Raw genomic sequence first — 26,531 nt, 5'->3', positions numbered from 1 at the left:
CGGTTAGGCCCCCTTATTCTGGAGTCTACCTTATTAAAAAACCAGTTTGGTTAGCAAAGCTCATTATTTCATCTGTTTACAAGGCTCTGTAGAATTTCGTCCGATCTTCTTGCTCTAAAATCCATTTAGAAAACTTCGCTGGCGGCATGCGCTTCAAACTTCCATGCAATCTACGATTGTTGTAAAAGTCCATATAACGATCCATAGCTTCATAAGCCTGTTCTAGTGTCATAAATATCTCCATGGCAAATAGATTTCGCTCCACCAAACTATGGAATGACTCAATATATGCATTCAAATCAGGGGTTTTCGGAGGAATCCTCTCGTGTACAACGCCCCAAGCTGTACACATATCTTCAAAGAGTGCACTCACGAACTGTGGGCCGTTGTCAGTACGTATGGTTGGCAGCGGCTCGCCGGGTTGTATGCGATCCTGTAGAGCCTTTCCTAAGACTTGAACGGCATGTTTCGCTTCACAAGTTGTGCCAACATAGTAACCAACGATTACACGATCAAATATATCGATGATGCTCAGAATGAAAAAGAAGCGGTTTCTAGCTACTACGCGACCATACTTAATATCCATTTGCCATAGCTGGTTCGAACCTGTAACCATTCGATTCACAGGCAATCTACGTGGATAATTGATTTTCTTCTTGCGTTGCTGCTGAAGAATTTCCAGCTCTTTGCATAAGCGATAACACTTTTTAGGATTCAAACTAAGTCCATATTTGTTCCTAAGGCACTGAGCTAAGCACCTATAACCATAGATGTGCTCTTCGCCCTCTAGGAGCTCCAAGAGCCATTTCTTAATTTGCTCATCGTCTATTTGAACGCCACTAATTGTCAAGGAGTATCCCGGGCAGGGACGGCCTTTACGAGCGGTTTGTTTATGTTCTTTAGGTTGCTTGGCTCGTTTAATTCGTGCGTAATAAGTGGACTCTGCTAACCCTATGATCCTTAGAACAAGTGTGGCTGGATTTCCCTGCTTAATGAAACGATGAGCTATTTCAAATTTTTCAGATAAGCAGGGTTCTGCTTTTTTACTAGTTCACGCAAGATTTCGTTCTCAAGTTCTTTCTCACCTAAGATTTTGATTGCTTTATGATATTTATCCTCAATTTCCTGCAGTCTCTTCAGTTCTTGGATTTGTTCATCTGTGCTTGGAATCTGATCTTCCCCTATTTCATCTTGATAATCTCTAATCCATCCACGGATAGTCTCTGGGTGTAATTCATACTTTCTTCCTAGCACTGCAATCTTAATACCAGATAAAGCCTCCCGCACTACCTTTAATCTGATCTCCTCATACACCTTTTTCGTTCTTCTCATTCGATCATTCCCCCTTGATAAATAGTTTATCTTATTGGCGACTAAGACTCTACGTTATTTAAGGGGCTTAAGAGTTTTTACATGCAAACTCTGCAAGTAGCTCTAAATGATGATTTTTGACTGTACAAAATACATTCTTACTCCAGCAATAAAAGTGCTATTTCGCTTCTTCACATAACGCAATAAAATTAGCTAACAATTGCATACCCAGTTCTCCGCTCTTTTCTGGGTGAAACTGCATACCATATACCTGCTGATGTCCAACGATCGCCGTCACTTGCTGATAATAATCCGTAGTTGCTAGCAAATCTTCCTCTCGATCTGTCACAACATGATAGGAATGCACAAAGTAAACATGTCCTTCTTCTAATCCCTTGAATAGCCGATTCTCCTGATGCTTAAACATTAATTTATTCCAGCCCATATGCGGTACTTTATAATCGCCAGTGAATCGAACCACCTTGCCCGGAAGCAAGTTTAATCCTTGATGGATGCCATGCTCCTCACTTTGCGTGAAGAGCAGCTGCATCCCTAAACAAATGCCAAGGAGCGGCTTGCCCGATTGCGCATATTGCATCACGATGGCATCCAGCCCTGACTCCTTCAGACTTGAGATCGCATCGCCAAAAGCACCAACCCCAGGCAATATGGCACCAGCAGCAGCCAGAATCGTATTAGGATCAGCCGTAATGATCGCCTCATGACCCAATCGCTCGACTGCTTTGCTCACGGAGTGCAGATTGCCCATGCCATAATCGATAATTGCTATAGCAGCCACGATTACAGCACTCCCTTCGTCGATGGAACACCTTGTACTCTAGGGTCAATTGTTGTGGCTTCATCCAGCGCACGGGCAAGCGCCTTGAAGATAGCTTCAATCATATGGTGCGTGTTCTGCCCATAGTGCACGATAACATGAAGCGTAATTCTTGCTTCGAGTGCAAATTTCCACAGAAACTCATGGACAAGCTGCGTATCGAACGATCCGACTACTGCTGTTGGATACACGGCACGATACTCCAAATGCGGTCGATTCGAAATATCAATCACGACCTGCGCAAGCGCTTCGTCCATCGGGATGAATACAGAAGCATAGCGCTTAATCCCTTTTTTGTCGCCGAGCGCTTCCTTGAACGCTTGTCCCAAACAAATCCCGATATCTTCGACCGTATGATGATCGTCTATTTCAATATCACCTATTGCATTAACCTTCAAATTAAATTGACCATGCTTTGCAAACAGGTCGAGCATATGATTCAAGAATGGCACATTCGTCTCCAAATCGGATTGACCCGTACCATCTATGGCAAAAGCAAGCTTAATATCCGTCTCATTCGTCTTACGTGCGATTTCGGATGTACGCGTAAGAACAACCTCATTCTGATTATCCATTATGGATTTCCCTCCTAAAGAGATTAAGTGTGAATAATAGTTTCTATGATCAACTTAAATAATTCATTTATCATTATTTACCAGAACGTTCCTTCTTGAGCCGAACTTCGATGGATCTTGCATGCCCCTCGAGCTTCTCTGTGCGAGCAAGCGTCATGATCATCTCACCGCTGGCGAGCAGGGCTTCTTTGCTGTAGTGGATGACGCTGGACTTCTTTACGAAGTCATCCACATTCAGCGGAGAAGAGAAGCGAGCAGTGCCATTCGTTGGCAGGACGTGGTTCGGTCCTGCAAAGTAGTCACCTACTGGCTCGGGTGAATACGGGCCAAGGAAGATTGAGCCCGCATTCTCAATTGCGGGCAGGATCGCGAACGGTTCAGCCGTGAGCACTTCCATGTGCTCGGGAGCGACCTCGTTCGCGATCCGCACAGCTTCTTCGATCGTGCCAGTCAGCACGATCGTGCCGCGCTCCGCTGTCGAGACAGCGGCAATGTCGCGGCGGGGAAGCACAGCGAGCTGCTCTGCGAGCTCCGCCTGCACTGCCGCTGCCAGCTCACGCGAAGGGGTGATTAGCGTGACGGGCGACAGCGTATCATGCTCCGCTTGCGCGAGTAAGTCCGCGGCGATGTATTCCGGATCAGCGGTGTTATCCGCGATGATCACGACATCCGTCGGTCCAGCGATCATATCGATGTCGACCACGCCATACACTTCGCGCTTGGCGAGGGCGACATAAATATTGCCTGGACCCGCGATCTTATTCACCGGCACAATGGTCTCTGTGCCGTATGCAAGCGCGGCGATCGCCTGTGCGCCGCCGACGCGGTACACCTCCGTGATGCCAGCTTCCGCTGCTGCGACCAGTATATGCGGGTTAATCCCCGCATCGCCTGCTGTCGCAGGAGGCGTCACCATCACGATCTCTTGGACGCCCGCGACCTTAGCAGGGATCGCGTTCATCAGCACGGACGACGGATATGCCGCCGTCCCGCCAGGCACATACAGGCCGACACGTCGCAGCGGCCTGATCACTTGCCCGAGCAGGCTGCCGTTCGCCTGCAGATCCATCCACGAGTTGCGCTTTTGCTTCTCGTGGTAAGCCCGAATATTCGCCGCTGCTGCGCGCAGCGCCTCAAGGAACTTGGCGTCTACCTGCGAATACGCCGCCTCAATCTCAGCCGCTGTAACGCGAAGCTCATCCGTTTGAACACCGTCAAACTCTAGAGCATATTTACGCAGCGCCTTATCCCCTTCGGTCCTCACCGTATTCAGAATCTCGCGCACACGCTCATTCTGCTCAGGCGTCCCATAATCGATCTCCCGCTTCATCGTAAACTGACTCGCTTCCACGATTCTCACCGTATTCTCCTCCTCTACCCGATTCACTTATTCGTTATATGTCTAACCTCTATCACACCGTAACCTGCAACAGATCACATAGTCGTTGGATTTCCGCATGCTTCATTCGATAACTTACACGGTTCGCAATTAATCGACTTGTAATTTGGAATATTTCTTCCATTTCTACCAAGCCATTCTCACGCAAGGTCTGACCCGTCTCGACCATATCTACAATTCGGTCTGCCAAGCCGATCATTGGCGCTAATTCTATCGAGCCATTCAGCTTAATTACTTCGACCTGCTGACCCTTCTCGCGAAAATACTGTGAAGCCACATTCGGATATTTGGTCGCAACTCTTGGATTTATGACTGGCTTCCAATCTGGCAGCGCAATGACCGACATTCGGCAACGTGCAATCGCTAGATCAAGCAATTCGTATACGTCACGATTCTCTTCCATAAGAACATCCTTGCCTACAATTCCGATATCAGCTACGCCATATTCCACATAAGTTGGCACATCAACTGGCTTCGCCATAATAAACTCCATTCCCGCTTCCGGAAACGGAATGATCAGCTTACGAGATTCGTCTGCTTCTTCAGGAAGCGGTATCCCTGCTTGATGAAACAGCTTGAATGCCTGCTTATAGATGCGACCTTTGGGCATCGCTACCTTTAACAAGTCGCCCATCCTATTCACCCCGTGTATATTTTATAATTTCGTTATATTCAGTATGTTTAAACTGAATCAGATCGTTATCCAACTGCTTTGTCGTCACCTGCTCTGCTTCTTCCACTAAAACAGTTTCAACAATGACAGGCAAACTGCCAGATCGAAGCTTAATCGCTTGCTGCAGAGCTTCCGAACGATGATCCGCATCATATATAATTAGTATTTTGCGAGCCGATTGATCCGTCTCCGGGTTCACAACTTCCAGTATCCGATTTGTCTTTAGAGCAAATCCGGTCGCTGGAGCTGGTCTGCCAAATTGACTTAACAATTTATCATATCTGCCGCCTGAGCATACGGGAAAACCATGATCAGCCGCATAGCCTTCAAAAGTCATCCCCGTGTAGTATTCAAAATCACCAACCATCGTTAAATCAATAACGACGTGCTCACTCACTTCATAGGCGTCGAGCACCTCCCAGACTTCAGCTAGATGTCGGATCGATTGTTCAGCTAATGAATTAGATGTCAGTTGCAGAGCCCGATCATTCGTTTCAATGCCGCCACGCAGTCTCAATATCCCCTCTAATATTTGCTGTTCTTCTAGAGCAAGACCAAGGCCGCTCAACTTTTCTCGATAACCAACATAATCGCGATTAATCAAGTATTCTTTAAGCATACGCTCATCGTCTGAACGACCTGCCAGCAAATCTTGGAACAATCCATTCAGAAAGCCAACATGACCTAATGCAATCTTGAATCGATTAACGCCTGCTGCCTTTAATGAAGCAATCGCTAGCGCAATAACTTCTGCATCTGCCTCTGGTGAAGCATCTCCTACGAGCTCAATTCCAGTTTGATAGAATTCTGCTCCCCTCCCTGCTTCCGCCTCAATCGCACGAAATACGTTCGCGTGATAGGATAGCCTAATCGGAAAAGCTTGATCCTTAAGCAAAGAAGCGACAACTCTAGCAATTGGAGTTGTTAAATCTGAACGAAGAACTAGCATCGTACCGTTCCGATCTAATAATTTAAATAGCTTCCGATCCTCAGTCGATGAAGCAATGCCCACTGTATCGTAGAACTCCAATGTCGGCGTTATAATTTCGCTATACCCCCACCGCTGCATACAAGCTAGCACCTGTCGCTCAATCTGACGTAATTGCTTTGCCGCATCTGGCAAAAAATCCTTAAGCCCCGATGGCTTTTCAAAAACCTTTGGCTTAGACATGTATTCGTCACCTCTACCCTTAATTCTAACGTTTATATATTTCAACGAAATCAAATAATCAATTCAAAACCACTTTACTGCGTTACCATACTACCTTACTAATAAATTAAAGTTAATCTAGTTTATCATGATTTGCATATACCGTCAATAAACTCCGTTACAGCTTTTCCCAATCTACTTTTTGCTGAAATAAATAAATTACCCGCTCTATTGAGAGAGCGGGTAATAGACGCATTATAGCTTGTCATTTTATTTTTTATTTATTTGCGGAACTAGCCTCCTGATGAAATGTCGGAATCTGAATAGCTACTGCCGTACCCATGCCTAGCTTGCTAGATATGGATAAACCATATTTCGTACCGAAATGCAATTTAATGCGCTGATTGACGTTCCAAATGCCGTAACCGACATTGGGATTCGGACTAGGCGCTAGAATTTGGCTAATCATATGTGGATGCATACCGACGCCATCATCAATGATTTTGAATATAATCTTATCTTCTTCTAGATAACCGACAATCCGAATGTTGATCTGATCGCCGAACCAAGCATGCTCAAGAATGTTCTCAATGAGCGGCTGCAGGATCAGTTTAATTGTGTCATAGTGATAAATTTCAGATTGGATGTCGTACAGCACCCTCATCCGATCGCCATACTTTATTTTCTGGATATTCATATAGGCTTGCGATTGCTCAATTTCCTTCGATACTGGAATAAATGTTCTTCCCTCGTTTAAAGTCAGCCGATAGAACTTCGCTAGGTCCATGACCATACTTTGCAGCTTTTCTGCCTCGCCTAATTTTGACAAACGACTGATAGAGGATAATGTATTGTACAGAAAATGAGGATTAATTTGCGCCTGCAATGTTTCCAGCTCGGCTTCTTTCTTCTTAATGCTAGTTAAATAGACTTCGTTAATTAGCTCTTCTGTGTTCTGACCCATTTCATTCAGTGCAGATGTAATTTGCGAGAACTCATCATTGCCTCTATTGGGCATCCGTTTATGAAAATCACCCTCACGAAATGCGTTGAGCACCGACACTATTTTATGTACCCGCTTTGTAAAGTAACGTGTAATGAACCCACCAATCAAGAAAAATACAACGATACAGATTAAACAGATAACGAGCGAAATGTACAGTACTTGGGTAACGCCCCGCTCCATGATGTCATTCGGAACTAACGTAACCAAACTCCAGTTCAAGCCTGCTAGCGTTAGCTGTTCCTTGATCACTAGATTATTCTCCGTCAACGAGTCATCCCAAGTCTGCCCCTTAAGCGAAGTGTGATCCCCTGAATAATGGATGATTTCATTATGATCTCCAACGATAAAGATCGAGCTGCTCTCGCCAATCTTATGATAATCCACACTTTGGAATAAATCGGACATCGCTACGACGATCCGAATGAAGGCGATTTCCTTAAGATTCATTGGATCCACATTATCTACAACTCTGCGCAGCAATGAAATCTGATCAAACCGTTCATCGTTCTCAATCTGCTTCCATTCCATCGTAACGCCATACTTCTCCTCAGGGAACTGTTTGTACCAGTCTTTATTTTGTATGCGCGTTATATAATATTGCTCATTAAATCGACCGAAAGTAGCAAGCGGATTGCTATTATCATGGACATGATAAATTTCAGGCAATGTATTGTTGTGCATATAGACGGACAGCCAAATATTATAATTGGTAGACTCAACCATTTTGCTAAAAAGCGGCATTAAATACTGTGTCGTAGCCTCATAGCTGACCCAGCCTTCTTCATAATGCTTAAGACGCTTGGCGAGCGTTCTGTCGTTATATAACAGATCACTCACACGCTGCGAGCTTTCAAATTTATACGTAATGTTATCTTTAATTTGCTGCAGCGTACCATGAATATTCTCAGTTGTCTGCTCCCGAATCGATGATACGTACGTGTAATTCGCCAGCACCACCACGATCCCGACAGGTACAATCAAGAATAAGCAGTAGGACAGCATCAATTTATATCCGAACGGAAGAGATCTCCGTGTCTGGAGCTTCGTCATAAATCCCCTTCCTCTTCACTAGAGATCTATCACCTTAAGTTTGGCGCCTGCATTCATTCGGCGTCATGCCAAAGGTTTCTTTGAATTGCTTGCTAAAATATGGCAAATGACGATATCCTACTTGATCCGCAACCTCGTAAATTTTGATCGTTGGATTCTGAAGCAGCTCCCACGCCCGCTCCATTCTCATGTCAACTAAGTACTCGCTAAAGCTCTTCCCTGTCCCCTCCTTAAACATAAAGCCGAGATAATTAGGGGTAAAAGAAAACCGATTAGCAAGATCGCGCAATGTGATATTGCTATGTAAGTTAAGCTGCATGTACTTCTCGATCTCTTGAATGAGCTTCCAATTTTTCTTTTGCTTCTTTCCATGCAATACTTCAGAAATTTCAAATATCTTTTTGGTTAACCATGACCGAATATCGTTAATCGTCTCAAATTGCAACAAGATGTCCAGATTCTCGAACTCCATCTTCAAGATCTGGAACAAATCCTCCTGCACAGAATTCAAATAACTATCGAGCTTCATCATGATATACATTGCAAAATTATGGATGGATGTTCTTGAACGCAGATTCGTTGTTAAACGGAATAACCCTTCAATCTCGTCATGAATGCTAACTAACTCATAATGATCCATGGCATGAAATAAGGCGTCGAGACGGATATCGAGCTTCCTAGCATCCTCCACCTCTGTCCGCTTGAGCTGTTCATACGCAATCAACTTGCCTTTGCCATCGAACATTTTATAATCAAGGGCAGTTATTGCTTGTCGATAAGAATCATGAAGCTGGGCAGCTTCTAACGCAATGCCTCCGATACCGATTGTCATTGTAAAAGGAAATTTTGCCCTCACCTCATCAATCCAACGATGCAGGATATTCAAATCATCGAAGACCCGCCCTTTATGCTCTAATAATAAGGCCATGCGATGATTGATCATTTTGCACACGAGATTGATCTGATATTGCTGACACAAGGAAGCTATTAAGCTGCTGAATGCATGTAACAAAACCTGCTGTTCTAAATCACTATAAGGATTCAGTTTCCACGCTAAGTCATCCATCTCCAGTATCACTACCCGAACGGGCCATGCGATCACCGATTGTTCTGGACCATCAAACAATAGATTAAGCGAATAATGGTCTGTACTCCCTTCAAGCAGCTGCAGCAGATACTCATTCTGAACGATAGGCATAACCTTCTTGTACGCCTGCTCAGTCGCTTTCCGCTTCTGATCGCGGTCAAGCTCATTTTTAATCTGAAGCAAAGACTCGATCAATTCATTATCATCCATCGGCTTTAAGACATAACTATAGGCCTTAAGGGCAATCGCTTGCTTAACGTAATGAAAGTCCTGATAACCACTAATGAAAATAATCTTCAAGCTGCTCCATTTATCTAGCGCCTTGCGTGCTAGCTCAAGCCCTGACATATTCGGCATCCGTACATCTGTCACTAGAATATCGATTGCTTCACGCTCCATGACCTCAAGTGCAGCAAATCCGCTATTTACCGCAGCTACGACTTCCATATTCAAATCAGACCAGGGGATAAATCGTTGAACACCTTCAAGATCTAGCGATTCATCATCTGCCAACAACACTCTATACATAGAGATTCCCTGCCTTCTTTACGTTTCTTCTTGCAAGTCTAAAGGGTATACATATAGTATACCCTTTAGCAGCTCACTATGGATTTATTTACCACCAATTAATTTCAGATTATTTTGCCATATCTTTGTTTGATAAGCGAGTAGTTTCTCATATCCAGCATTCTGAGCATCCTTCTCTGCTTTATCTAGTATTTTGTTTACTTCATCTGCATTTTTCGCATACAACGCTTGAGCACGCGCTTCTTTGAAGATATCATCGATCCGTTGGGCAGTAATGCCTTCATCGGTATCAGGTATAGGTGCCATGTTCAAAAATTGTGTACTGTTAAAGGACGTTTTCCATGAAACTTCTGTCTGCCATCTTGTCTCCCAATTGCGCTTCTCCACAGGCAGCTTCGATTCAATACGGGATTTCGTCGTATCGACGTAAACCGTATTACCTGCCCACTGCAGCTCATTGGTCGTATTCATCAGCTTCGTTACTTCTTCACGATCATTGAAGTATTTATCATTAAATTGCGGACCGCCTTCACTATCGACACCATTCCAGTATAATCCGTCTGGTCCCCAGAAGATTGTACGCATTCCTTCTTCACCTGTGTACCAATCAAGGAAAGCAAAAATCGCTTCAGGGTCCTTCGCACTTTTCGTAATTACACTTACATTCCAGCCTAATTGATTCCAGTCTCCAGGGTACACTTTGTTCTTGTCTACACCTTCCTTATGCATCGGCCAGAACATATTATAGCCAGGGTGCTGCGGATTTTGAGCTTTGACTGTTGCATCTCCAAGAGAAGCAAATTCAGTTGGGCTTGAATCAGCGTATACAGCCACTCGGTCCGTATTGAGTTTCTCTTTGATCTGATCCTGCGTTTGCGTTAACGCATCCTGTAACATTAGCTTTTCTTGATACAGCTTATTAGCATAGATCAACGACTCACGGTATACAGAATCAGTGAATATCGAGACCAGCTTATCGCCTTTTGGAACCGAGCGATTGGCAATATAACTTGTTGGATAATCATTGGCGAAGCCGGATATCAATAAATCGACACCTTGCCCTTCAATACCTGGATCATACGGCACTACGCTATCGCCGTACTTCGCTTTCACGGCTTTGAGGTAATTATAGAGATCATCAAATGTTTCAAGCTTAGGCTTGCCCATCTCATTGTAAATTCTCATGTTAACGACATAGCCTGTATTGCCGTTTGGTCTCGTGGTATACCAGTTCGGAAATTGATAGATTTTACCATCTGGTGAACGTAGTAGGTTTAGCGTCGATTCACCAGCCCATTTTTTCAAATTCGGATATTTCTCTAGATAATCATCAAGCGGTACGAGCATGTCAGCAGTACGAAGTCTTTCCACATCCTTACCACGGTCCAGCCAAATGACATCAGGAAGCGTTGAGGACGCAATCATCGTGCTCAGCTTCTGCTCTGCATTACCGCCCGATTGAATCGCTGTAACATTCACTTTTTTATGATCCTTAATCCATGCAGTAGCAGCATCTTCACCCCAAGGAGGCATAGTATACCAGTCATAGTGTCCATAGAATGTAAATTCTACAGGCTTGTCTCCAAGTGTGAATCCCGTACCCTTTGTACTGTCCGTTCCTGATGTTGCATTCGTGCTCTCGGGAGCTTTCGTTGAAGTAGCCGCCTGATTGCTGGATGAGCATCCTGCCAAGAGAAGCGCAGCAGCTGTTGAGAGTGTTAATGTAGTTGAAAATGTTTTACTTCGTTTTTTCAATTGCATTTACCCCTTTCATTCTATAATGATCTATGTTTACAGCCAGCGGGCTCTAAACTACTCCTTCAGTGAACCGATCAACACACCTTTGACAAAATATTTCTGCACGAATGGATAGACGAGCATGATCGGAACCGTCGCAACCATCATCGTAGCCATCGACAATGATTTGGTTGTAATGTTATTCCTCATGCGTGACATCGCAGCTTGCGCGGCAGAGCTCATTTGGGACATTTGCTCTCTCATGATGTTCGTTTTGAGAATTTGCTGCAGCTTGGTCTGAATCGGGAGCAGATCAGCATCGTTAATAAAAATACTTGGCGTAAACCAATCATTCCAGTGGTACACTGCTGTGAATAGTCCTAATGTGGCAATAACAGGTCCAGACAACGGAAGCACAATTCGGAAGAACACACCCCAGTTCGTACATCCATCGATTCGGGCTGCCTCTTCCAACCCCTCAGGCAATCCTAAGAAGAACGTACGGAAAATAATCATATTCCATACACTGATCAAGCCTGGGACAATCATCACCCAGAAGGTATCCATCATGCCTAGTGAACGAATAACTAGAAAATAAGGGATTAAGCCCCCGCTAAAATACATCGTAATTACACACAAGATCATGTAAAACTTTTTGCCAATCAAGCCCTTTCTCGACATCCCATAAGCAAATATGGCTGTGCAAAGAATCGCAGTTACCGTACCGATACCAGTTCTTAGAATCGAAATGATGAATCCATTAATCAATCTTTTATCTTTGAATACGATTTCATAATTATCAAGGGTGAACTGTCTTGGCCAGAATGTAACACCTCCAAGCGATGTATCAAGCCCCGCATTAAACGAAATAACAGCTGAGTTCCAGAATGGATAGAAGGTAATAAAACCCAATATAATTAAGCAAATATAAATGAATGTGACCATCATTTTATCACTGAAGCTTAATTTCATCATAATGAACAGCCCCTTATTTCCACGTATCTGATATCTACCATAAGCTATTTCCACTCTTTCGAGCAGAATAATTCGCTATTGCAAGCAATGCCACACTGATAACCGCTTTGAACAGACCGACTGCCGTTGCATAGGAATACCTTTGATTCATAATCCCTACACGGTATACATACGTATCGATTACGTCAGATACACTGCGGAGTCCATCATTGCCTAGAAGTAAGATGTCTTCAAATCCGGCACTAATTAGATCACCGATAGATAGAATCATAAAAATAATAATAACTGGCATGATGGAAGGAATCGTAATCAAATAAATCTGTTTAAATCTGCTCGCTCCATCCATTGCTGCAGATTCATATAATTGTGGATTAACACCTGCTATAGCTGCTAAATACACGATTGAGCCGAAGCCGATATCCTTCCATACATTTGTCGTTACGAGAATGCCCCAGAAATATTCAGGCAAGGTGAGGAAGTTAATCGGTTCATCGATCATCTTCAGTTTCATTAGCAATATATTTAGGCTGCCATTATCCGTCGAGAGGATGGAAATCATCATACCCGAAACAATTACCCATGACATAAAATGCGGTAAATAGCTAACGGTTTGAACGATTCGCTTGAATGCCATTCTGCGAACCTCATTCAACATCAAAGCCAGAATGATCGGGGCAGGGAAACCAATGAAGAATTTTAAGAAGCTAATAACGATTGTATTGCGCATTACTCTATCAAAATCAGGGCTGTGGAAGAACATATCAAAATGCTTAAACCCTACCCATTCACTAGCGAAGAAACCCTTTGAAAGATTGTAATTCTGGAATGAAGATAAGATGCCATACATGGGAATATAACTGAAAATGATAATAAATAGGAGTGCAGGTATAACCATTAACTGAATATCCCACTGTTTAAGCATTCTTCGGTATAAGCTTGGTTCTTTGGTTCGCACGGCTTTACTCGTTGATAGATTCGCTTGCTCCATAAGCATCCCTCCGTTACAGCGTATAACCTCATTGTACCCATAAAATCCCAAACCGACTATTTATCTAATCAACGAAAAATGTTATTAATCAACAGACATTAAGCATAAAAAATGATTTCTAAGCTTGATTTTGGGGTAAGTTAAATTGGTGTTCTTACTAGACCGCAATCATAACCAAAAGGGGAATGCTCATGCAGCTTAGTAAAGCAGACAATATTCAATCAACGAAGCTGGATGGACAAACTTGGCTGCTGCTCGTAGTTAATGGATTGTTCATCGTGGCAAACGCCATATCCGGAACGTTCTTGGGCGTTTACATATGGAAAACAAGCAATAACTTTCTTTTATTGGGATGGTACACACTTTTGTCGCACTGTTTGATGGCACTAACCTTCTGGACTGCAGGCAAATGGGTAAAGGAAGGCAACAAGATGATGTGCCTTAGGCTAGGCATATTGATCTCGGCAGTTTTTTATACAATTGTACTGGTGCTTAACACGAATAGCGTGCATTACATATGGCTGCTTGGAATTATACAAGGGATAGCAGCTGGCTGTTTTTGGCTCGCGTTCAATGTCATTTATTTTGAAATGACAAACGTGGCCAATAGGGATCGATTTAACGGATTAAGCGGAATTATCGGCGCCGCCGCCGGTATTATTGTGCCTTGGTGTTCTGGCCTCATCATATCGAAGATGACAGGTAATCAAGGCTATCGGATCATTTTTATCTTATCGCTATGTACCTTCATCGCAAGTGTCATCGTAAGCCTCTTTCTTCATAATCGAAAGACAGAAGGCACCTATGAGTGGACCATGCTCAGCCAGGTGCTGGGCGAAGCGGATACTCCTTGGCGCTCAGTTTTCGCGGCACTTGCCGCACAAGGCATGCGTGAAAGTGTCTTTGGCATTATGATTGCTTTGCTTGTTTACATTCAGACAGGAAGCGAGCTAAGACTTGGCAATTTCACCATGATCACTTCGCTTGTTACTTTTATCAGCTTCTATATCGTAGGCAAATGGCTGAAACCCAAATGGCGTCGCGGAGGAATGCTGCTGGGTACAATCGGCTTATCACTTGCCATCCTAGCGCTTTTTATTGGGTACAGCTACAAGGTATTGCTTGTATTTGGGATAGGCACCGCTTTGTTCATGCCGCTGTTCACCATTCCGATGACATCATCTGTATTCGATCTCATTGGCTCAACTGATGCTAGTGTACGAAACCGAGTGGAATTTGTTGTCATAAGAGAGCTAGGACTTAATGCCGGAAGAATCTTGAGTATACTGTTATTTCTTTTAACTTTTTCGATTAACCAATCACCGCTTGTTATTAACTGTTTTTTGCTGATTATCGGCAGTTTTCCGATCATTAGCTGGTTGTTTATGCAAAGGCAGCTAAAAAGTACGTTTTAATACAAGAAGAAACGGTCCATGAAAAAAGCTGTATCTGAAAGTCCCTAAAATGCGACTCTCAAATACAGCTTTATACTTTTATTCACCTGTTCGAATGACCTGCATCGGGTTGCCTGCAACGAAGCTCCCTGCAGCAACATCCTTATGGACGACACAGCCTGCGCCTACCACAGCGCCGTCGCCAATGGTAATCCCCGGAAGAATGGTGCAGTTCGCACCTATCAGGACATTAGAGCCAATCCGCACTTCTCCTAATCTGTATTCCTTTATCAGATATTCATGAGCTAGAATGGTCGTATTATAACCGATAATCGTATTATCACCGATCGTAATTTTCTCAGGGAAAAACACATCAACCATCGCCATTAGACCAAAAGCCGCTTGCTTACCAATCTTCATGCCTAGTATTCGGCTATAGATACTATTCTTTAACCGCAAAGACGGGGAATAACGCGCAATTTGAATAAAAATAAAATTACGCATGCCTTTCCATCTGCTAACGGTATCGTAAATCTGCCATAACGAGTTAGATCCTTCGACAGGATATCGTTCGACGTTTCTCAAGATTACGCCTCCATTACTCCCACTATAGGCAACAGTTCACGTATATCATCTATGATGTAAGTAGGATTTTGTTTCTCTAGAAATTCGCGACCTTTGAGGGACCAGCTTACTCCAACTGTCATAATATTGGCATTCTGCCCAGCAAGAATATCATGATAAGAATCACCAACCATAATGGCAGGCTGACCTTCAGCACCCATTTCACGCAGCGCACGATAAATACCTTCAGGATCAGGTTTCGGCTTTGTCACATCATCGGATGTCACAATCGAATCGATATAGGGTCTCAATCCGCATAATGCTAAACCCATCTCAGACGTCTGACGAATTTTAACTGTCACTACACCAATCTTAACACCTGCTGCATGGAGCTTGGCCATAGTTTCTTGTACATAAGGGAATGGCTTAACCAGTTCATCATGCCGACTAAAGTTATATGCACGATAGATCTTAACGAGTTCCTCTACATCCTCTTGTCCCGAAAATATTCGAAGCTGTTCAACGAGCGGTTTGCCCATATGCGGAATCAAGGTTTCCCTTGTGTAAGGAACTGTCGTTCTGCCTTCCAATGTATGCAAGAAAGATTCGATAATCAGTTCATTCGTATCTAGAATAGTGCCATCCAAATCAAATAGTACTGTAGGAATCATGTTGTTCTCCTTAATTTCAGTAGCCTTTTGTTGAAGTAATCGGATCCAAGTAGCGCTCACGTGCAGCACCTGTTTGTCTTCTTACAACGATAATGATAATACATGCAACAATAATCAAAATACCAACAAGCTGTGAAATTCGAATATTGCCGCCATAGGTCATTGCGCCCCACTCAAATACTAGCTCCATTGGAGACCACAAAATATTCATAAAGCTTGCAAGCCAATCTGGACCTGTAAATGAAAGTGAGTCTGTACGCAATCCCTCGATAAAGAAGCGACCGATAGAGTACCAAATCAGATAGCTCATGAACACCTCTCCAGCACGTACGAAGGAACGGCGACGCAGCCACAAAATAATCAATAATAATCCTACTAAATTCCATACGGATTCATATAAGAAAGTCGGATGATGATACTCACCTTGAATAAACATCCGATTTACAATAAAATCTGGCAAATGCAGCTTGTCCCGTAGGAATGCTTCACTCACAGGACCGCCATAAGCTTCCTGATTGACAAAGTTACCCCAACGTCCAATCAATTGACCTGCAAATAGACCAGGTGCCGCAATATCTGCTATCCGCCAGAAGGAATATCCTCTGCTGCGCGTTAGGAATACGGCCGCGATCACTGCACCGATAAGCGCTCCATAGATGGCGATACCGCCCTCCCAGATTGCGAATATTTTGAGCGGCTGATCCTTGTACTGATCCCATTGGAAAGCAACATAATAGATCCGAGCACAAATGATGGCGACGACAGCACCGTATAATAATAAATCCATAAAAAACTCTGGCTTGATATTGAAACGTTTGCCCTCTTGAATCGCAAGCAGTAAACCCGCTACAGCGCCTGTAGCCAAAATAATACCATACCAGTGAATCGGTATTGGACCAATATTAAAAGCGATCTGACTAAACATGGTTCATCCCCTTATAACAAGCTTACAGTTTGATGTTTTAAGCTTAATCCATTTCTTCCATATCAAGTGCAATCGATTCTGTTAGTTTATTCGTGAACTGCAGGGCAGCATTATAACCCATCTGTTTTAATCTATAGTTCATTGCAGCCACTTCAATAATTACAGCAAGGTTACGACCTGGCCTAACAGGAATTGTAACAAGCGGCAGATGCGTATCGATAATCTGTGTTGTTTCCTCATCTAGTCCTAACCGATCGTACTGCTTATCCTGCTGCCAATTCTCCAGCATGACAACGACGGATATTTTCTTCATATTGCGAATGGCCCCAGCGCCAAACAACGTCATCATGTTAATAATGCCAACACCACGGATTTCTAATAAATGACGAATCAATTCAGGTGCTGTACCTGTCAGAACACGATCCTCCGTCTGACTAATTTCTACTGCATCGTCAGCTACTAATCGATGTCCGCGTTTAACAAGCTCAAGTGCAGTTTCACTCTTACCAATTCCACTGCCACCTGTAATCAGCATGCCCACACCATACACATCCACTAATACTCCATGTATGGTTGTAGATGGAGCAAGGCGTTTTTCTAAATAGCCTGTGATTCTCGAGAACATAATCGTCGTTTGTGTATTGGTCAGCAAAACTGGCATTTGCAGCTTCGTTGCTTCTTCAACTAATACGTTAGGGGCAGGAAGTCCTCTCGTAATAACAATACAAGGCGTTTCTTCAGATGAGCATAGCAATCTTGCACGCTCCCTCTGCTCTTCCTCAGATAACGCACTAAAGAAGGTAATCTCTGTACGTCCAAGAATATGTATGCGATCCTGCGGATGAAAATTAAAATAACCCGCCATCTCAAGTCCAGGTCTATGTAGGTCAGCCACCAATATTGGTCTTTTGAGTCCTTCTTCGCCGCAAACAATCTCTAATCGGAACGCATTTACTAAATCTGATACTTTCGTTTTCCCAGGCATCGTTCATTTCTCCTTCTTATCCGATATTCTCATGGTAAAGGAAAGACGTATATAAATCAACTTTGCATTATGAGCTGAAATTTATTAATTCTCTATCAACGAGAAAAGGACTCATCGGTGACCCGATAAGTCCTTAGTTTGAATATAATTAGCCTTCGAACAAGATCGAAGCAGTTGTTTCTTTATCGAAGAAATGAACTTTGTTCATGTCAATCGCAAGCTTAGCAGTAGTTCCTTCTTTCAATGTGGAACGTCCGTCAACACGAGCGATAACTGTTCCTGTACCAACTCCGTTAAGGTATAGGTACATTTCGTGACCTAAGTTCTCAGAAACTTCAATGCTTGCATTAACGATGGAGCTCGGTGATGCTTCTAGGAATACCGGCTCTTCATGGAAGTCCTCAGGACGAATCCCCATAACAACATCTTTACCAGTGTAGCCTTTGTCTTTCAACGTTTTTGCAACGCCTGCAGGGATTTCTACGTTCACGTTTTCACCTGAGAAGTATAGGGCACCACCTTTGTCAACCATTGATCCGTTAATGAAGTTCATGGATGGAGATCCAATGAAACCTGCAACGAACATATTGGAAGGTGTGTTATAAATAACTTCAGGAGAAGCGGCTTGTTGAATAATACCTTTATCCATAACAACGATACGATCACCCATTGTCATAGCTTCGATTTGGTCATGCGTTACATAAACGATAGTCGTTTGTAGACGCTTGTGCAATTTAGCAATCTCAGCACGCATGTGTACACGAAGCTTAGCATCTAGGTTAGAAAGAGGTTCGTCCATCAAGAATACTTGAGGTTCACGAACGATCGCACGACCTAGGGCAACACGTTGACGCTGACCACCGGAAAGAGCCTTTGGTTTACGATCAAGCAAATGTTCGATATCAAGAATTTTAGCAGCATCACGAACGCGCTTATCGATATCCGCTTTCTTGAACTTACGAAGCTTCAAACCGAATGCCATGTTATCATATACGTTCATGTGCGGGTATAGAGCGTAGGATTGGAATACCATCGCGATGTCGCGATCCTTTGGAGCTACGTCATTCACAAGACGGTCGCCAATGTACAATTCGCCTTCGGAAATTTCTTCAAGACCAGCGATCATACGAAGAGTTGTTGATTTACCACAACCGGACGCACCTACAAGTACTACGAATTCTTTATCTTGAATTTCTAAGTGAAAATCTTTAACAGTAGCTTCATCATTACCTTGGTATTTTTTCACAATGTGATTTAAGCGAACGCCAGCCATTATGAAACCCTCCTCGAAATGTTTGGAATAAGTATGTACTAATGATAACCCAATACAGGATAGATGACCATGATCATTCTATACAAAATTAATGCTTCCTTTTTGTAACTTTGTACAACTCAAGAGCGATTCGTACAAGTACTGCATCATGAAACGAGCGTACGTCAAACCCTGTCTCCTGCTTCAGCTTATCCAATCGATATAATAAAGTGTTCCTATGAATAAATAACTGCTTGGCTGTATCGCTCACATTGCAGTCTAATTCAAAGAATCGTGTAAGAGTTGTCTGCATTTCCACGTCTATCGTGCCTTCTGCTCCTGAGATCAACTGCCGCAAATACGAAGCCTTGCGATCATCTGGAACCGAATATAGCAACGTTTCGAGATGCAGCTTCCAAGGAAGGTGTACATTGCTATTTAAGCTAAACAGGCGACCGACATGAATCGCTTCACGGAGTCTATGGACCGTCGTAACAATTTCCTTCGCAGGAATAATTGGTGTAAATATACTAATATGACTTTCAAGTGCCCACTCTGCAGCAAGCATCTCATGCAGTCCCATCGCAATTGCATCGAGCTGCTCCTCAATTGTGCCATTCTCTTCAATGCCAGCTGGACTTAAAAGTTCTTCCGTAGCAAATATAAGCCACTCTTTCTCCTCTAGTGGAATAAGCATAACTTCTTTTTCAAAAAAATGTTTTAGCAGCTTCTTAAATGCATCATAAGGTATTGCTTCTTCTAAAGACTTATCTGTTGATAGCAGCAAGGGAATTACGCCAACCTCTAGTAGTGGCGCAATCGTAAGTGAATCTGGAACTAATTTATTCGCAGAACCAAGCTTTAATTGTTCTAGCAGCCAATCGCGAAACTGCTGAACTGCAGCATTGCTTTCCTCAGCTACAATTTGCCTGGTATCATTCAACAAATAAGCATTGGGTTCAATTGACAGCTCTATTAAGTGGCGCTCTGATTCAGATAGTTCGCTACTATTTACAGCTAGGATTAGAATTTCATCTTCAGCTACCGCGTTCAAATAAAACAGCATCTCATGATCCTGCCTCACGCTCTGGCATGCATCCGGGTTGGCACCAACCTGCTTAACAAGCTTCAGCCACTGTTCTATGGTAATTGTTCTTAAGCTTACTGGGGTATGCAAAATTGCTGCTACTCTATTCTTCCACTCTTCCCAAATCATTAGCTCGCTCCAGTCCAATTCAAGTAGTTGCTTACTTGTATTTTAACACCAACACCAAAATTATGGAAAGAAGCGAAAAAATGATCCCGATCAAATAAAGAAAAAGTACCGTCTGTTTCTGTGATAGTCCCCATTTCATTAAACTGTGATGCGTATGTAGCTTATCGGCTTTATGTAGCCCTTGACCTTTCAGCAATCTTCTGAAAAAGACGATGAAGGTGTCCATTATGGGAACACCAAGAACAAGCATAGGGACAACAATCGTAATAACTGCCGCACTTTTATAAACGCCATCAATTGCGAGCACCGCAATCATATATCCGATAAATATGGCCCCCGAATCACCCATGAATATACGTGCCGGATAAAAATTAAATCCTAAAAAGCCCCCGCAAGCGCCAGCCAATATGCCTGACAATATAGCTAATTCAGGGTAATTCTGGATGATCGCTATCAAGAACAGCGTTAGCGACGAAATCATGACAATTCCTGAAGAAAGCCCATCAACACCATCAATAAAATTAATCATGTTAATGAAAGCAAAAATCCATATCATCGTGGCAAGAATAGCTAACCATTCTGGAAAAATAATCATGCCTTCCAGATGAAAATCTGTAATTCCTGCAATTTTGATGCCGAACCAAAGCGGGATAGCGGAAACCAAACCATAGATGAGGAGTCTTGGCCAAATCGGAAAATCCTTGCCTTTAGTTTTATACCAGTCGTCAAGCAGTCCTGTCAGCATCAGAATCGTTCCACCTGTAATAATGGCTCCAGATGTTGGATAGTCCACATGAAATAGTAGAATGCTCAGTACACAAGCAAGATATAGAGCAATGCCTCCCATCAAAGGGATCGGCTTGACGTGGATTTTGCGATTATTGGGTTTGTCTACAAAACCGATACGCAGTGCGATCTTCTCGAGAATTGGAACAGCAATGCAAACGATGAGTGCACTTACAAGCAGCGGGAACACTAACTGCATCGCATAAGGCTCCTTTTAATAATATAGTAGGTGCCTTATATATTTTCCTAAATCAATTCATTCTAACAAGCAATATTACGGCTTAATTAGGGTAATAATTGGATACAGGAAGAATTCTAGGAGGAATAATATGTATTGGAGCGAATGGAGCCTACCTCGCATACTCATCTTGTTTGTTGGACTTGCTTACCTGCTCATTGGTATCCAAGTTACGATGTCGCATTATCGGCAGAACTTTTACCGTAAAGTCATGCTGGCCCCAGTCCTGTCTGCCCCGATCTATTTCATAGTAGCTGTTGTATTAGCTTTTTGGGGGCGTGCCTGGTTGTTTACAGCATTTCATATTCTCATGTGGATTGCCGTTATATCGGGATTAATTGGGTTCTATTATCATGTTCGCGGAGTCGGACTCCGAGTAGGTGGCTATGCGTTGCGTAATTTTCTCATTGGTCCCCCTATCATGATGCCGCTCATGTATGCTGCTATTGCTGTACTCGGTCTTATTGCTGTGTATTGGAGATGACAACACTTTATGACTAACAAAGGGCATTATCCGACATATGACATATTGAATGAAAAGCAACACTGGGATGAACATACCCGTGAAATTGTAGAGAAACGATTAACAAGGCCATCTGCTTATCGTAATCTTACCCTACAAGAAGCGGAGCTGCTCAGGGCATGGTGCTCGCAATTAATGGATGACAATCGAGCTGAAGTCATCAATTATGTGATTGATCATATCGATGGGAAGCTTACACCAAATCAAGGAGAAGGACAGCGTAAACCGAATATCCCTCCTTCTCGAACATTAATTAAACGAGGACTAGAAGAAATCAACCAGCTTGCTTTGAGTTTACATAAACGGCATTTCTATCAGCTAGAGGCTGACGTTCAGCGAAATCTCATGACCGATATAAGTTTGGCTCGCGGGCAAGAAGGTGATGAGAGAATGCATGTACAGCCTGAGGAGTTTTTTCGCAAGCTGCTACTGCTAACGATTGAAGCCTTCTATTCTCATCCTGAGATATGGTCTGAAATTGGATTTGGAGGTCCTGCCTATCCACGTGGTTATGTAAGGCTTGGAATAGGACAGCTAGATTCGTGGGAAGCAAAGGGGGAACAATGATGAAACTAGATTGGCGGTATCAGCATCAAGAAGTTGATGTTGTCATCGTGGGTGCAGGTGCAGCTGGAGGTGTATTAGCGCAAGAGCTTAGTGATGCTGGTCTAAGTGTAGTCATTCTAGAAGCTGGCCCCTTGCGTAGTACCCAGAAAGACCTCGCAAGCGATGAGCTGGCGATGCAAAGCTTAGGCTGGCAAGAAACAAGAATCGTCAGTGGAGATGATCCCCTTACGATGGGACATAACAATAGTGGCTATGGCGTTGGCGGAGGAACTGTTCATTTTACAGGTGTGTTTCTGCGGTTTCATGAAAGTGATTTCAAAACAAGATCTATTGATGGCGTTGGCGAGGATTGGCCGATTCATTATAAAGATCTTGAGCCCTATTATAATCGAATCGAGCGCGATATCGGCGTAGCAGGACCTAGGCATTTTCCATGGGGTAATTACCATGGGCCTTATCCATTGCCAGAGCGTGAAGCGCTAAGTCCCAATGCAGAAATGTTTCGTATAGGCTGCTCAAAGCTCAATATTCAAACAGTCGTCACTCCTCTCGCAATTGTGACTGCTCCATTCAAAGGCAGACCTCCTTGCATTAATCGTGGCTTTTGCAATCAGGGTTGTATGCCAACGTCCAAATTCACCACTTTAACTGTCCATATTCCGAAGGCAATGGAATCTGGCGCGGTGCTGCTAGCAGATTGTATGGCAACACAAATCTTAATGAAGGATGACTTAGCATCAGGTGTCCTATTCATGCATCAAGGCGTCGAATACAGGCAGCGAGCAAAGCTAGTTATCGTTTGCGCTTTTGCAGTCGAAACACCAAGACTTCTGCTTAACTCTGAAACCTCACGGTATCCAGAAGGATTAGCCAACTCTTCAGGTTGGGTCGGCCGCGGCATAATGCCGCATAGCTCATATGATGTCTATGCCAAATTTGATTATGAGGTTCGATTATACAAAGGAACACCCGTTCTATCCTCGACACAAGACTTCTATGCAACGGATAGGTCCAGAGGATTTGCACGTGGATATACCCTGCATGCGCATGGTTCTAGGCCACTAGAGTTTGCTAAAGGTATTGCTGGCGGAGCGAGTAATGGAGCACCCCTATGGGGTAAAATGCTGCGCGAAACCATGCTCGATTATAACTACTATGGAAGAATCACAATGGTTGGTGAAGTGCTGCCCTATGCAGGGAATCGGGTTACGTTAAGCGAAGAGAAAGACCCATTTGGCTTGCCACGCGCGCATGTTTCTTTCAGTTATGGCGACAATGATTTACGGTTAATCGATCATGCAGTCGATCAGATGAGCGCGATCTTAAGAGCAGCTTCTGGCAAAGTGGAGCATATCGTTTCAGATACTGCCCACCTAATGGGTGGTTGCCGAATGGGCAATGATCCGGAAGAGTCTGTTGTCAATTCATTCTGTCAGTCCCATGATGTACCTAACCTGTTTATTTGCGACGCTAGCGTATTCGTTACATCCAGTGGCGTCAATCCGACTAACACGATTATGGCAATAGCAGCGCGAACTGCAGACTATATCATTGATAAAGCATCTAAAAATGAACTGAAATAACTTCATTTTTAAAGGGGAGAGGTATATAGTTAGCTTATAGGATGGTGGAAGGGGAGTTTACAAATGGCGATTGCAGAAGTAACGATTATACCACTTGGCACAGGTTCTACTAGTGTAAGCCAATATGTAGCCGAGATTGAGAAAGTATTAGCTAAACAGGAAGGGGTAACGCATGAGCTTACTCCTATGAGTACCCTTATTGAAGGCCCGCTTGATCGCTTGTTCGAGGTTATCCAAGTGCTGCATGAAGTACCTTTTGCGAATGGCGCAGGTCGTGTATCCACATCGATTAAAATTGACGATCGACGGGACAAACCTAGCTCAATGGCACAAAAATTAAAGTCTGTTGCTGATAAAATGTAATGACATGAAGAAACGTCCAGCTAGGGTTAGCCTAGTTGGACGTTGTTTTATTTGCCAATATATCGATTTAGCCCGAAACTCCTATTAATCTGACATACTGTTGTCACGTTCCTATATTATAATGAAGTAAATAGCTGATTGTTAGGAGGAACATGAGTGGAATTTATTCCTGCCAAATCAATGATCTTCAAAAATAAAGATACCTCTTGGTTCGGCATTGACTATACCATGAACATCTATAAAGGATGCTGTCATGGCTGTATTTATTGTGACAGTCGGAGCGATTGCTACGGCATCGATCAATTTGACATTGTACGCGCCAAAGAAAATGCTCCTCAGTTAGTCCAACATGAGCTTAAGCATAAACGTCAGACGGGTGTCATTGGGACAGGATCGATGTCCGATCCTTATAATCCTTTTGAACGTAAATATGGACTTACTCGAAGTACGCTGGAGTTCATACATGCGAATAAATTTGGTGTCGCCATTGCAACTAAGAGTGATTTAATTACACGCGACATTGATCTTTTGTCCCGCATTAAGAAGCACTCCCCTGTAATTGCTAAGCTATCGATCACTTCTTGTGACGATGAGCTTTGTCAATTGATTGAACCACATGTCGCACCTTCCTCAAAGCGATTTGCTGCAATCGAGCAGCTGGCTAGTCAGGATATTTTTACAGGTGTTCTCATGATGCCCATACTGCCATTTATCGAAGATAATGAGGATAATATTAGAGGGATTATTAAGCTTGCCAAGCAATGTGGGGCTAAATTCATTTATCCAGCCTTTGGCATGACTTTACGTGCAAACCAGAGAGACTGGTACTTCGATAAGCTAGATCGGCATTTTCCTCATTTAAAAGACAAGTATATCAAGCAATATGGACATGCATACGAATGTCCTTCTCCGCATGCGCATAAGCTCTGGTCAATGTTCACTAAAGAATGCAATAAACTAGGTATACTCTATCAAATGAAGGACATTATTCATGCTTATAAAAATAGTTATCAGGATCAGCAGCTAAGCTTCTTCTGAATCAGATGGAAGCTTAGCTGTGACACTTAACCAGACACAAAAAAACCTGCCCAGTTTCCTGTGCAGGTTGAATATGTATAACAAGTGAGCCATGAAGGACTCGAACCTTCGACACCCTGATTAAAAGTCAGGTGCTCTACCAACTGAGCTAATGGCTCTTAAAGCTTGTACTTACGAAGTCATTGCTCCGAAAGGTAAAATGGTGGAGGCTGATGGATTCGAACCACCGAACTCGAAGAGAGCAGATTTACAGTCTGCCGTGTTTAGCCACTTCACTAAGCCTCCGTAATAATGAGTATGCCACATTAGGTTAATGTTTATGCTACTCAAAAATGGTGGCTCGGGACGGAATCGAACCGCCGACACGAGGATTTTCAGTCCTCTGCTCTACCGACTGAGCTACCGAGCCAAAACTATTAAATTTTCAAAATAAAAAAGAATAATGGCGGAGCTGACGGGATTCGAACCCGCGGTCTCCTGCGTGACAGGCAGGCATGTTAGGCCTCTACACCACAGCTCCATATTCTTTTACATAAGTGGTGCCGGCGAGAGGACTTGAACCCCCAACCTACTGATTACAAGTCAGTTGCTCTACCAGTTGAGCTACACCGGCACGGTGTGTAATTCGAAATTCTATATGGTGGAGGCTAACGGGATCGAACCGCTGACCCTCTGCTTGTAAGGCAGATGCTCTCCCAGCTGAGCTAAGCCTCCATATAAAATTGGTAGCGGCGAAGGGACTCGAACCCCCGACCTCACGGGTATGAACCGTACGCTCTAAACCAGCTGAGCTACACCGCCATATTAATTTGCTGCACTCGATTATTTGGAGACTGGCGGAGAGAGAGGGATTCGAACCCTCGCACCACTTACGCAGTCTAACCCCTTAGCAGAGGGTCCCCTTATAGCCACTTGGGTATCTCTCCAATGTAATCTGCTTTGTGCAAGACAATAACCATTATACAAGCATTTGCTAGACAAATGCAAGCATATTTTTTCAAGGATTTGCACCTTGAAAACTAGAAGCGAATTGAAAGTAAATCTTAGTATATCATCCAAATTGGTTAAGCCCTCGACCTATTAGTACTTGTCAGCTCCACACATTGCTG

Annotated in this window: 25 protein-coding genes and 8 tRNA genes; 6 read left to right on the top strand and 27 right to left on the bottom strand. The window is 43.4% G+C overall.

Features of this window, described 5'->3' with window-relative positions; all coding sequences use genetic code 11:
* Positions 1-76 precede the first annotated feature (76 nt).
* The 12 genes from E0485_RS21985 to E0485_RS21930 all read right to left on the bottom strand — a co-directional run bounded on the left by E0485_RS21985 (position 77) and on the right by E0485_RS21930 (position 13,251).
* Complete coding sequence (locus E0485_RS21985) at positions 77-994, bottom strand: IS3 family transposase (RefSeq protein WP_268957522.1); 918 nt, start codon at positions 992-994, stop codon at positions 77-79.
* A gap of 11 nt (positions 995-1,005) precedes the next feature.
* Positions 1,006-1,332, bottom strand: a complete 327-nt coding sequence (locus E0485_RS21980) for a helix-turn-helix domain-containing protein (protein WP_132417163.1) — start codon at positions 1,330-1,332, stop codon at positions 1,006-1,008.
* A 157-nt stretch (positions 1,333-1,489) separates the two neighbouring features.
* On the bottom strand, positions 1,490-2,110 hold the full coding sequence (gene hisH / locus E0485_RS21975) for an imidazole glycerol phosphate synthase subunit HisH (protein ID WP_268957622.1): 621 nt from the start codon (positions 2,108-2,110) through the stop codon (positions 1,490-1,492).
* Positions 2,111-2,112: 2 nt separating this feature from the next.
* On the bottom strand, positions 2,113-2,724 hold the full coding sequence (gene hisB, locus E0485_RS21970; protein WP_132420215.1) for an imidazoleglycerol-phosphate dehydratase HisB: 612 nt from the start codon (positions 2,722-2,724) through the stop codon (positions 2,113-2,115).
* Positions 2,725-2,797: 73 nt separating this feature from the next.
* Positions 2,798-4,084 carry a histidinol dehydrogenase gene (hisD, locus tag E0485_RS21965; protein ID WP_132420214.1) on the bottom strand — a complete coding sequence of 429 codons (1,287 nt, stop codon included), beginning with the start codon at positions 4,082-4,084 and terminating at the stop codon, positions 2,798-2,800.
* Between the two features lie 52 nt (positions 4,085-4,136).
* A complete protein-coding gene (gene hisG, locus E0485_RS21960; protein WP_132420213.1) occupies positions 4,137-4,757 on the bottom strand; it encodes an ATP phosphoribosyltransferase in 621 nt (206 codons plus the stop codon).
* A 1-nt stretch (position 4,758) separates the two neighbouring features.
* On the bottom strand, positions 4,759-5,967 hold the full coding sequence (locus E0485_RS21955; RefSeq protein WP_132420212.1) for an ATP phosphoribosyltransferase regulatory subunit: 1,209 nt from the start codon (positions 5,965-5,967) through the stop codon (positions 4,759-4,761).
* Positions 5,968-6,223: 256 nt separating this feature from the next.
* On the bottom strand, positions 6,224-8,002 hold the full coding sequence (locus E0485_RS21950) for a cache domain-containing sensor histidine kinase (RefSeq protein WP_132420211.1): 1,779 nt from the start codon (positions 8,000-8,002) through the stop codon (positions 6,224-6,226).
* Positions 8,003-8,036: 34 nt separating this feature from the next.
* The gene (locus E0485_RS21945) at positions 8,037-9,617 is read right to left on the bottom strand and encodes a response regulator (RefSeq protein WP_132420210.1); all 1,581 of its coding nucleotides are present in this window, start codon (positions 9,615-9,617) and stop codon (positions 8,037-8,039) included.
* Positions 9,618-9,701: 84 nt separating this feature from the next.
* Positions 9,702-11,372, bottom strand: a complete 1,671-nt coding sequence (locus tag E0485_RS21940; protein WP_407944870.1) for an extracellular solute-binding protein — start codon at positions 11,370-11,372, stop codon at positions 9,702-9,704.
* Between the two features lie 57 nt (positions 11,373-11,429).
* Positions 11,430-12,329, bottom strand: coding sequence for a carbohydrate ABC transporter permease (locus E0485_RS21935; RefSeq protein WP_132420208.1), 900 nt, complete (start codon positions 12,327-12,329; stop codon positions 11,430-11,432).
* Between the two features lie 34 nt (positions 12,330-12,363).
* Entirely contained in the window at positions 12,364-13,251 is an 888-nt protein-coding gene (locus E0485_RS21930; RefSeq protein WP_407944871.1) for an ABC transporter permease, read from the bottom strand.
* Positions 13,252-13,508: 257 nt separating this feature from the next.
* Here E0485_RS21930 and E0485_RS21925 point away from each other — a divergent pair, with 257 nt between their 5' ends.
* Positions 13,509-14,732 carry an MFS transporter gene (locus tag E0485_RS21925; RefSeq protein WP_132420206.1) on the top strand — a complete coding sequence of 408 codons (1,224 nt, stop codon included), beginning with the start codon at positions 13,509-13,511 and terminating at the stop codon, positions 14,730-14,732.
* Between the two features lie 78 nt (positions 14,733-14,810).
* Here E0485_RS21925 and E0485_RS21920 read toward each other — a convergent pair whose 3' ends face one another.
* The 7 genes from E0485_RS21920 to E0485_RS21890 all read right to left on the bottom strand — a co-directional run bounded on the left by E0485_RS21920 (position 14,811) and on the right by E0485_RS21890 (position 21,309).
* The gene (locus E0485_RS21920; RefSeq protein WP_132420205.1) at positions 14,811-15,296 is read right to left on the bottom strand and encodes an acyltransferase; all 486 of its coding nucleotides are present in this window, start codon (positions 15,294-15,296) and stop codon (positions 14,811-14,813) included.
* 2 nt (positions 15,297-15,298) lie between these two features.
* Complete coding sequence (gene ppaX, locus E0485_RS21915) at positions 15,299-15,946, bottom strand: pyrophosphatase PpaX (protein ID WP_132420204.1); 648 nt, start codon at positions 15,944-15,946, stop codon at positions 15,299-15,301.
* A gap of 16 nt (positions 15,947-15,962) precedes the next feature.
* A complete protein-coding gene (gene lgt / locus E0485_RS21910; protein WP_132420203.1) occupies positions 15,963-16,871 on the bottom strand; it encodes a prolipoprotein diacylglyceryl transferase in 909 nt (302 codons plus the stop codon).
* A gap of 43 nt (positions 16,872-16,914) precedes the next feature.
* Entirely contained in the window at positions 16,915-17,856 is a 942-nt protein-coding gene (gene hprK, locus E0485_RS21905; RefSeq protein WP_132420202.1) for an HPr(Ser) kinase/phosphatase, read from the bottom strand.
* Positions 17,857-18,004: 148 nt separating this feature from the next.
* Positions 18,005-19,129, bottom strand: coding sequence for an ABC transporter ATP-binding protein (locus tag E0485_RS21900; RefSeq protein WP_132420201.1), 1,125 nt, complete (start codon positions 19,127-19,129; stop codon positions 18,005-18,007).
* Between the two features lie 88 nt (positions 19,130-19,217).
* Positions 19,218-20,324: a PucR family transcriptional regulator gene (locus E0485_RS21895; RefSeq protein WP_132420200.1), complete on the bottom strand. Its 1,107-nt coding sequence runs from the start codon at positions 20,322-20,324 to the stop codon at positions 19,218-19,220.
* Between the two features lie 31 nt (positions 20,325-20,355).
* Positions 20,356-21,309, bottom strand: a complete 954-nt coding sequence (locus E0485_RS21890) for an MraY family glycosyltransferase (protein WP_132420199.1) — start codon at positions 21,307-21,309, stop codon at positions 20,356-20,358.
* Between the two features lie 130 nt (positions 21,310-21,439).
* On the opposite strand from E0485_RS21890, the gene E0485_RS21885 reads away from it, so the two are divergent.
* From E0485_RS21885 to E0485_RS21865, 5 genes are all read left to right on the top strand, one after another.
* The gene (locus E0485_RS21885) at positions 21,440-21,832 is read left to right on the top strand and encodes a hypothetical protein (protein ID WP_132420198.1); all 393 of its coding nucleotides are present in this window, start codon (positions 21,440-21,442) and stop codon (positions 21,830-21,832) included.
* 9 nt (positions 21,833-21,841) lie between these two features.
* Positions 21,842-22,438 carry a gluconate 2-dehydrogenase subunit 3 family protein gene (locus E0485_RS21880; protein ID WP_132420197.1) on the top strand — a complete coding sequence of 199 codons (597 nt, stop codon included), beginning with the start codon at positions 21,842-21,844 and terminating at the stop codon, positions 22,436-22,438.
* On the top strand, positions 22,435-24,021 hold the full coding sequence (locus E0485_RS21875; protein ID WP_235857669.1) for a GMC family oxidoreductase: 1,587 nt from the start codon (positions 22,435-22,437) through the stop codon (positions 24,019-24,021). Before E0485_RS21880 ends, E0485_RS21875 begins: the two co-directional genes overlap by 4 nt.
* A 63-nt stretch (positions 24,022-24,084) precedes the next feature.
* The gene (locus E0485_RS21870; protein WP_132420196.1) at positions 24,085-24,384 is read left to right on the top strand and encodes an MTH1187 family thiamine-binding protein; all 300 of its coding nucleotides are present in this window, start codon (positions 24,085-24,087) and stop codon (positions 24,382-24,384) included.
* A gap of 156 nt (positions 24,385-24,540) precedes the next feature.
* The gene (locus E0485_RS21865) at positions 24,541-25,422 is read left to right on the top strand and encodes an SPL family radical SAM protein (protein ID WP_132420195.1); all 882 of its coding nucleotides are present in this window, start codon (positions 24,541-24,543) and stop codon (positions 25,420-25,422) included.
* Positions 25,423-25,507: 85 nt separating this feature from the next.
* Here E0485_RS21865 and E0485_RS21860 read toward each other — a convergent pair.
* The 8 genes from E0485_RS21860 to E0485_RS21825 form a co-directional block, all read right to left on the bottom strand.
* A tRNA-Lys gene (locus E0485_RS21860) sits at positions 25,508-25,580 on the bottom strand.
* 42 nt (positions 25,581-25,622) lie between these two features.
* Positions 25,623-25,707 (bottom strand) — tRNA-Tyr (locus tag E0485_RS21855).
* Between the two features lie 48 nt (positions 25,708-25,755).
* A tRNA-Phe gene (locus E0485_RS21850) sits at positions 25,756-25,831 on the bottom strand.
* Positions 25,832-25,865: 34 nt separating this feature from the next.
* Positions 25,866-25,942: transfer RNA gene (locus tag E0485_RS21845), tRNA-Asp, on the bottom strand.
* Between the two features lie 17 nt (positions 25,943-25,959).
* A tRNA-Thr gene (locus tag E0485_RS21840) sits at positions 25,960-26,035 on the bottom strand.
* A 25-nt stretch (positions 26,036-26,060) separates the two neighbouring features.
* Positions 26,061-26,136, bottom strand: a tRNA-Val gene (locus E0485_RS21835).
* A 9-nt stretch (positions 26,137-26,145) separates the two neighbouring features.
* Positions 26,146-26,223: transfer RNA gene (locus E0485_RS21830), tRNA-Met, on the bottom strand.
* Positions 26,224-26,256: 33 nt separating this feature from the next.
* Positions 26,257-26,348: transfer RNA gene (locus E0485_RS21825), tRNA-Ser, on the bottom strand.
* Positions 26,349-26,531: the final 183 nt, after the last annotated feature.

Source organism: Paenibacillus albiflavus, from assembly GCF_004344915.1.
GTDB classification, from domain to species: Bacteria; Bacillota; Bacilli; order Paenibacillales; family NBRC-103111; genus Paenibacillus_AM; species Paenibacillus_AM albiflavus.
The sequence above is the reverse complement of the archived record's forward strand: the minus strand, read 5'-3'. Positions and strand labels throughout refer to the sequence as shown.

Coding starts and splice junctions, on each gene's coding strand:
- E0485_RS21980 (WP_132417163.1), bottom strand. CDS start 1,332: ATGAGAAGAACGAAAAAGGTGTATGAGGAGATCAGATTAAAGGTAGTG.
- hisB (WP_132420215.1), bottom strand. CDS start 2,724: ATGGATAATCAGAATGAGGTTGTTCTTACGCGTACATCCGAAATCGCA.
- hisG (WP_132420213.1), bottom strand. CDS start 4,757: ATGGGCGACTTGTTAAAGGTAGCGATGCCCAAAGGTCGCATCTATAAG.
- E0485_RS21955 (WP_132420212.1), bottom strand. CDS start 5,967: ATGTCTAAGCCAAAGGTTTTTGAAAAGCCATCGGGGCTTAAGGATTTT.
- E0485_RS21950 (WP_132420211.1), bottom strand. CDS start 8,002: ATGACGAAGCTCCAGACACGGAGATCTCTTCCGTTCGGATATAAATTG.
- E0485_RS21945 (WP_132420210.1), bottom strand. CDS start 9,617: ATGTATAGAGTGTTGTTGGCAGATGATGAATCGCTAGATCTTGAAGGT.
- E0485_RS21935 (WP_132420208.1), bottom strand. CDS start 12,329: ATGATGAAATTAAGCTTCAGTGATAAAATGATGGTCACATTCATTTAT.
- E0485_RS21930 (WP_407944871.1), bottom strand. CDS start 13,251: ATGCTTAAACAGTGGGATATTCAGTTAATGGTTATACCTGCACTCCTA.
- E0485_RS21925 (WP_132420206.1), top strand. CDS start 13,509: ATGCAGCTTAGTAAAGCAGACAATATTCAATCAACGAAGCTGGATGGA.
- ppaX (WP_132420204.1), bottom strand. CDS start 15,946: ATGATTCCTACAGTACTATTTGATTTGGATGGCACTATTCTAGATACG.
- lgt (WP_132420203.1), bottom strand. CDS start 16,871: ATGTTTAGTCAGATCGCTTTTAATATTGGTCCAATACCGATTCACTGG.
- hprK (WP_132420202.1), bottom strand. CDS start 17,856: ATGCCTGGGAAAACGAAAGTATCAGATTTAGTAAATGCGTTCCGATTA.
- E0485_RS21900 (WP_132420201.1), bottom strand. CDS start 19,129: ATGGCTGGCGTTCGCTTAAATCACATTGTGAAAAAATACCAAGGTAAT.
- E0485_RS21895 (WP_132420200.1), bottom strand. CDS start 20,324: ATGATTTGGGAAGAGTGGAAGAATAGAGTAGCAGCAATTTTGCATACC.
- E0485_RS21890 (WP_132420199.1), bottom strand. CDS start 21,309: ATGCAGTTAGTGTTCCCGCTGCTTGTAAGTGCACTCATCGTTTGCATT.
- E0485_RS21885 (WP_132420198.1), top strand. CDS start 21,440: ATGTATTGGAGCGAATGGAGCCTACCTCGCATACTCATCTTGTTTGTT.
- E0485_RS21880 (WP_132420197.1), top strand. CDS start 21,842: ATGACTAACAAAGGGCATTATCCGACATATGACATATTGAATGAAAAG.
- E0485_RS21875 (WP_235857669.1), top strand. CDS start 22,435: ATGATGAAACTAGATTGGCGGTATCAGCATCAAGAAGTTGATGTTGTC.
- E0485_RS21870 (WP_132420196.1), top strand. CDS start 24,085: ATGGCGATTGCAGAAGTAACGATTATACCACTTGGCACAGGTTCTACT.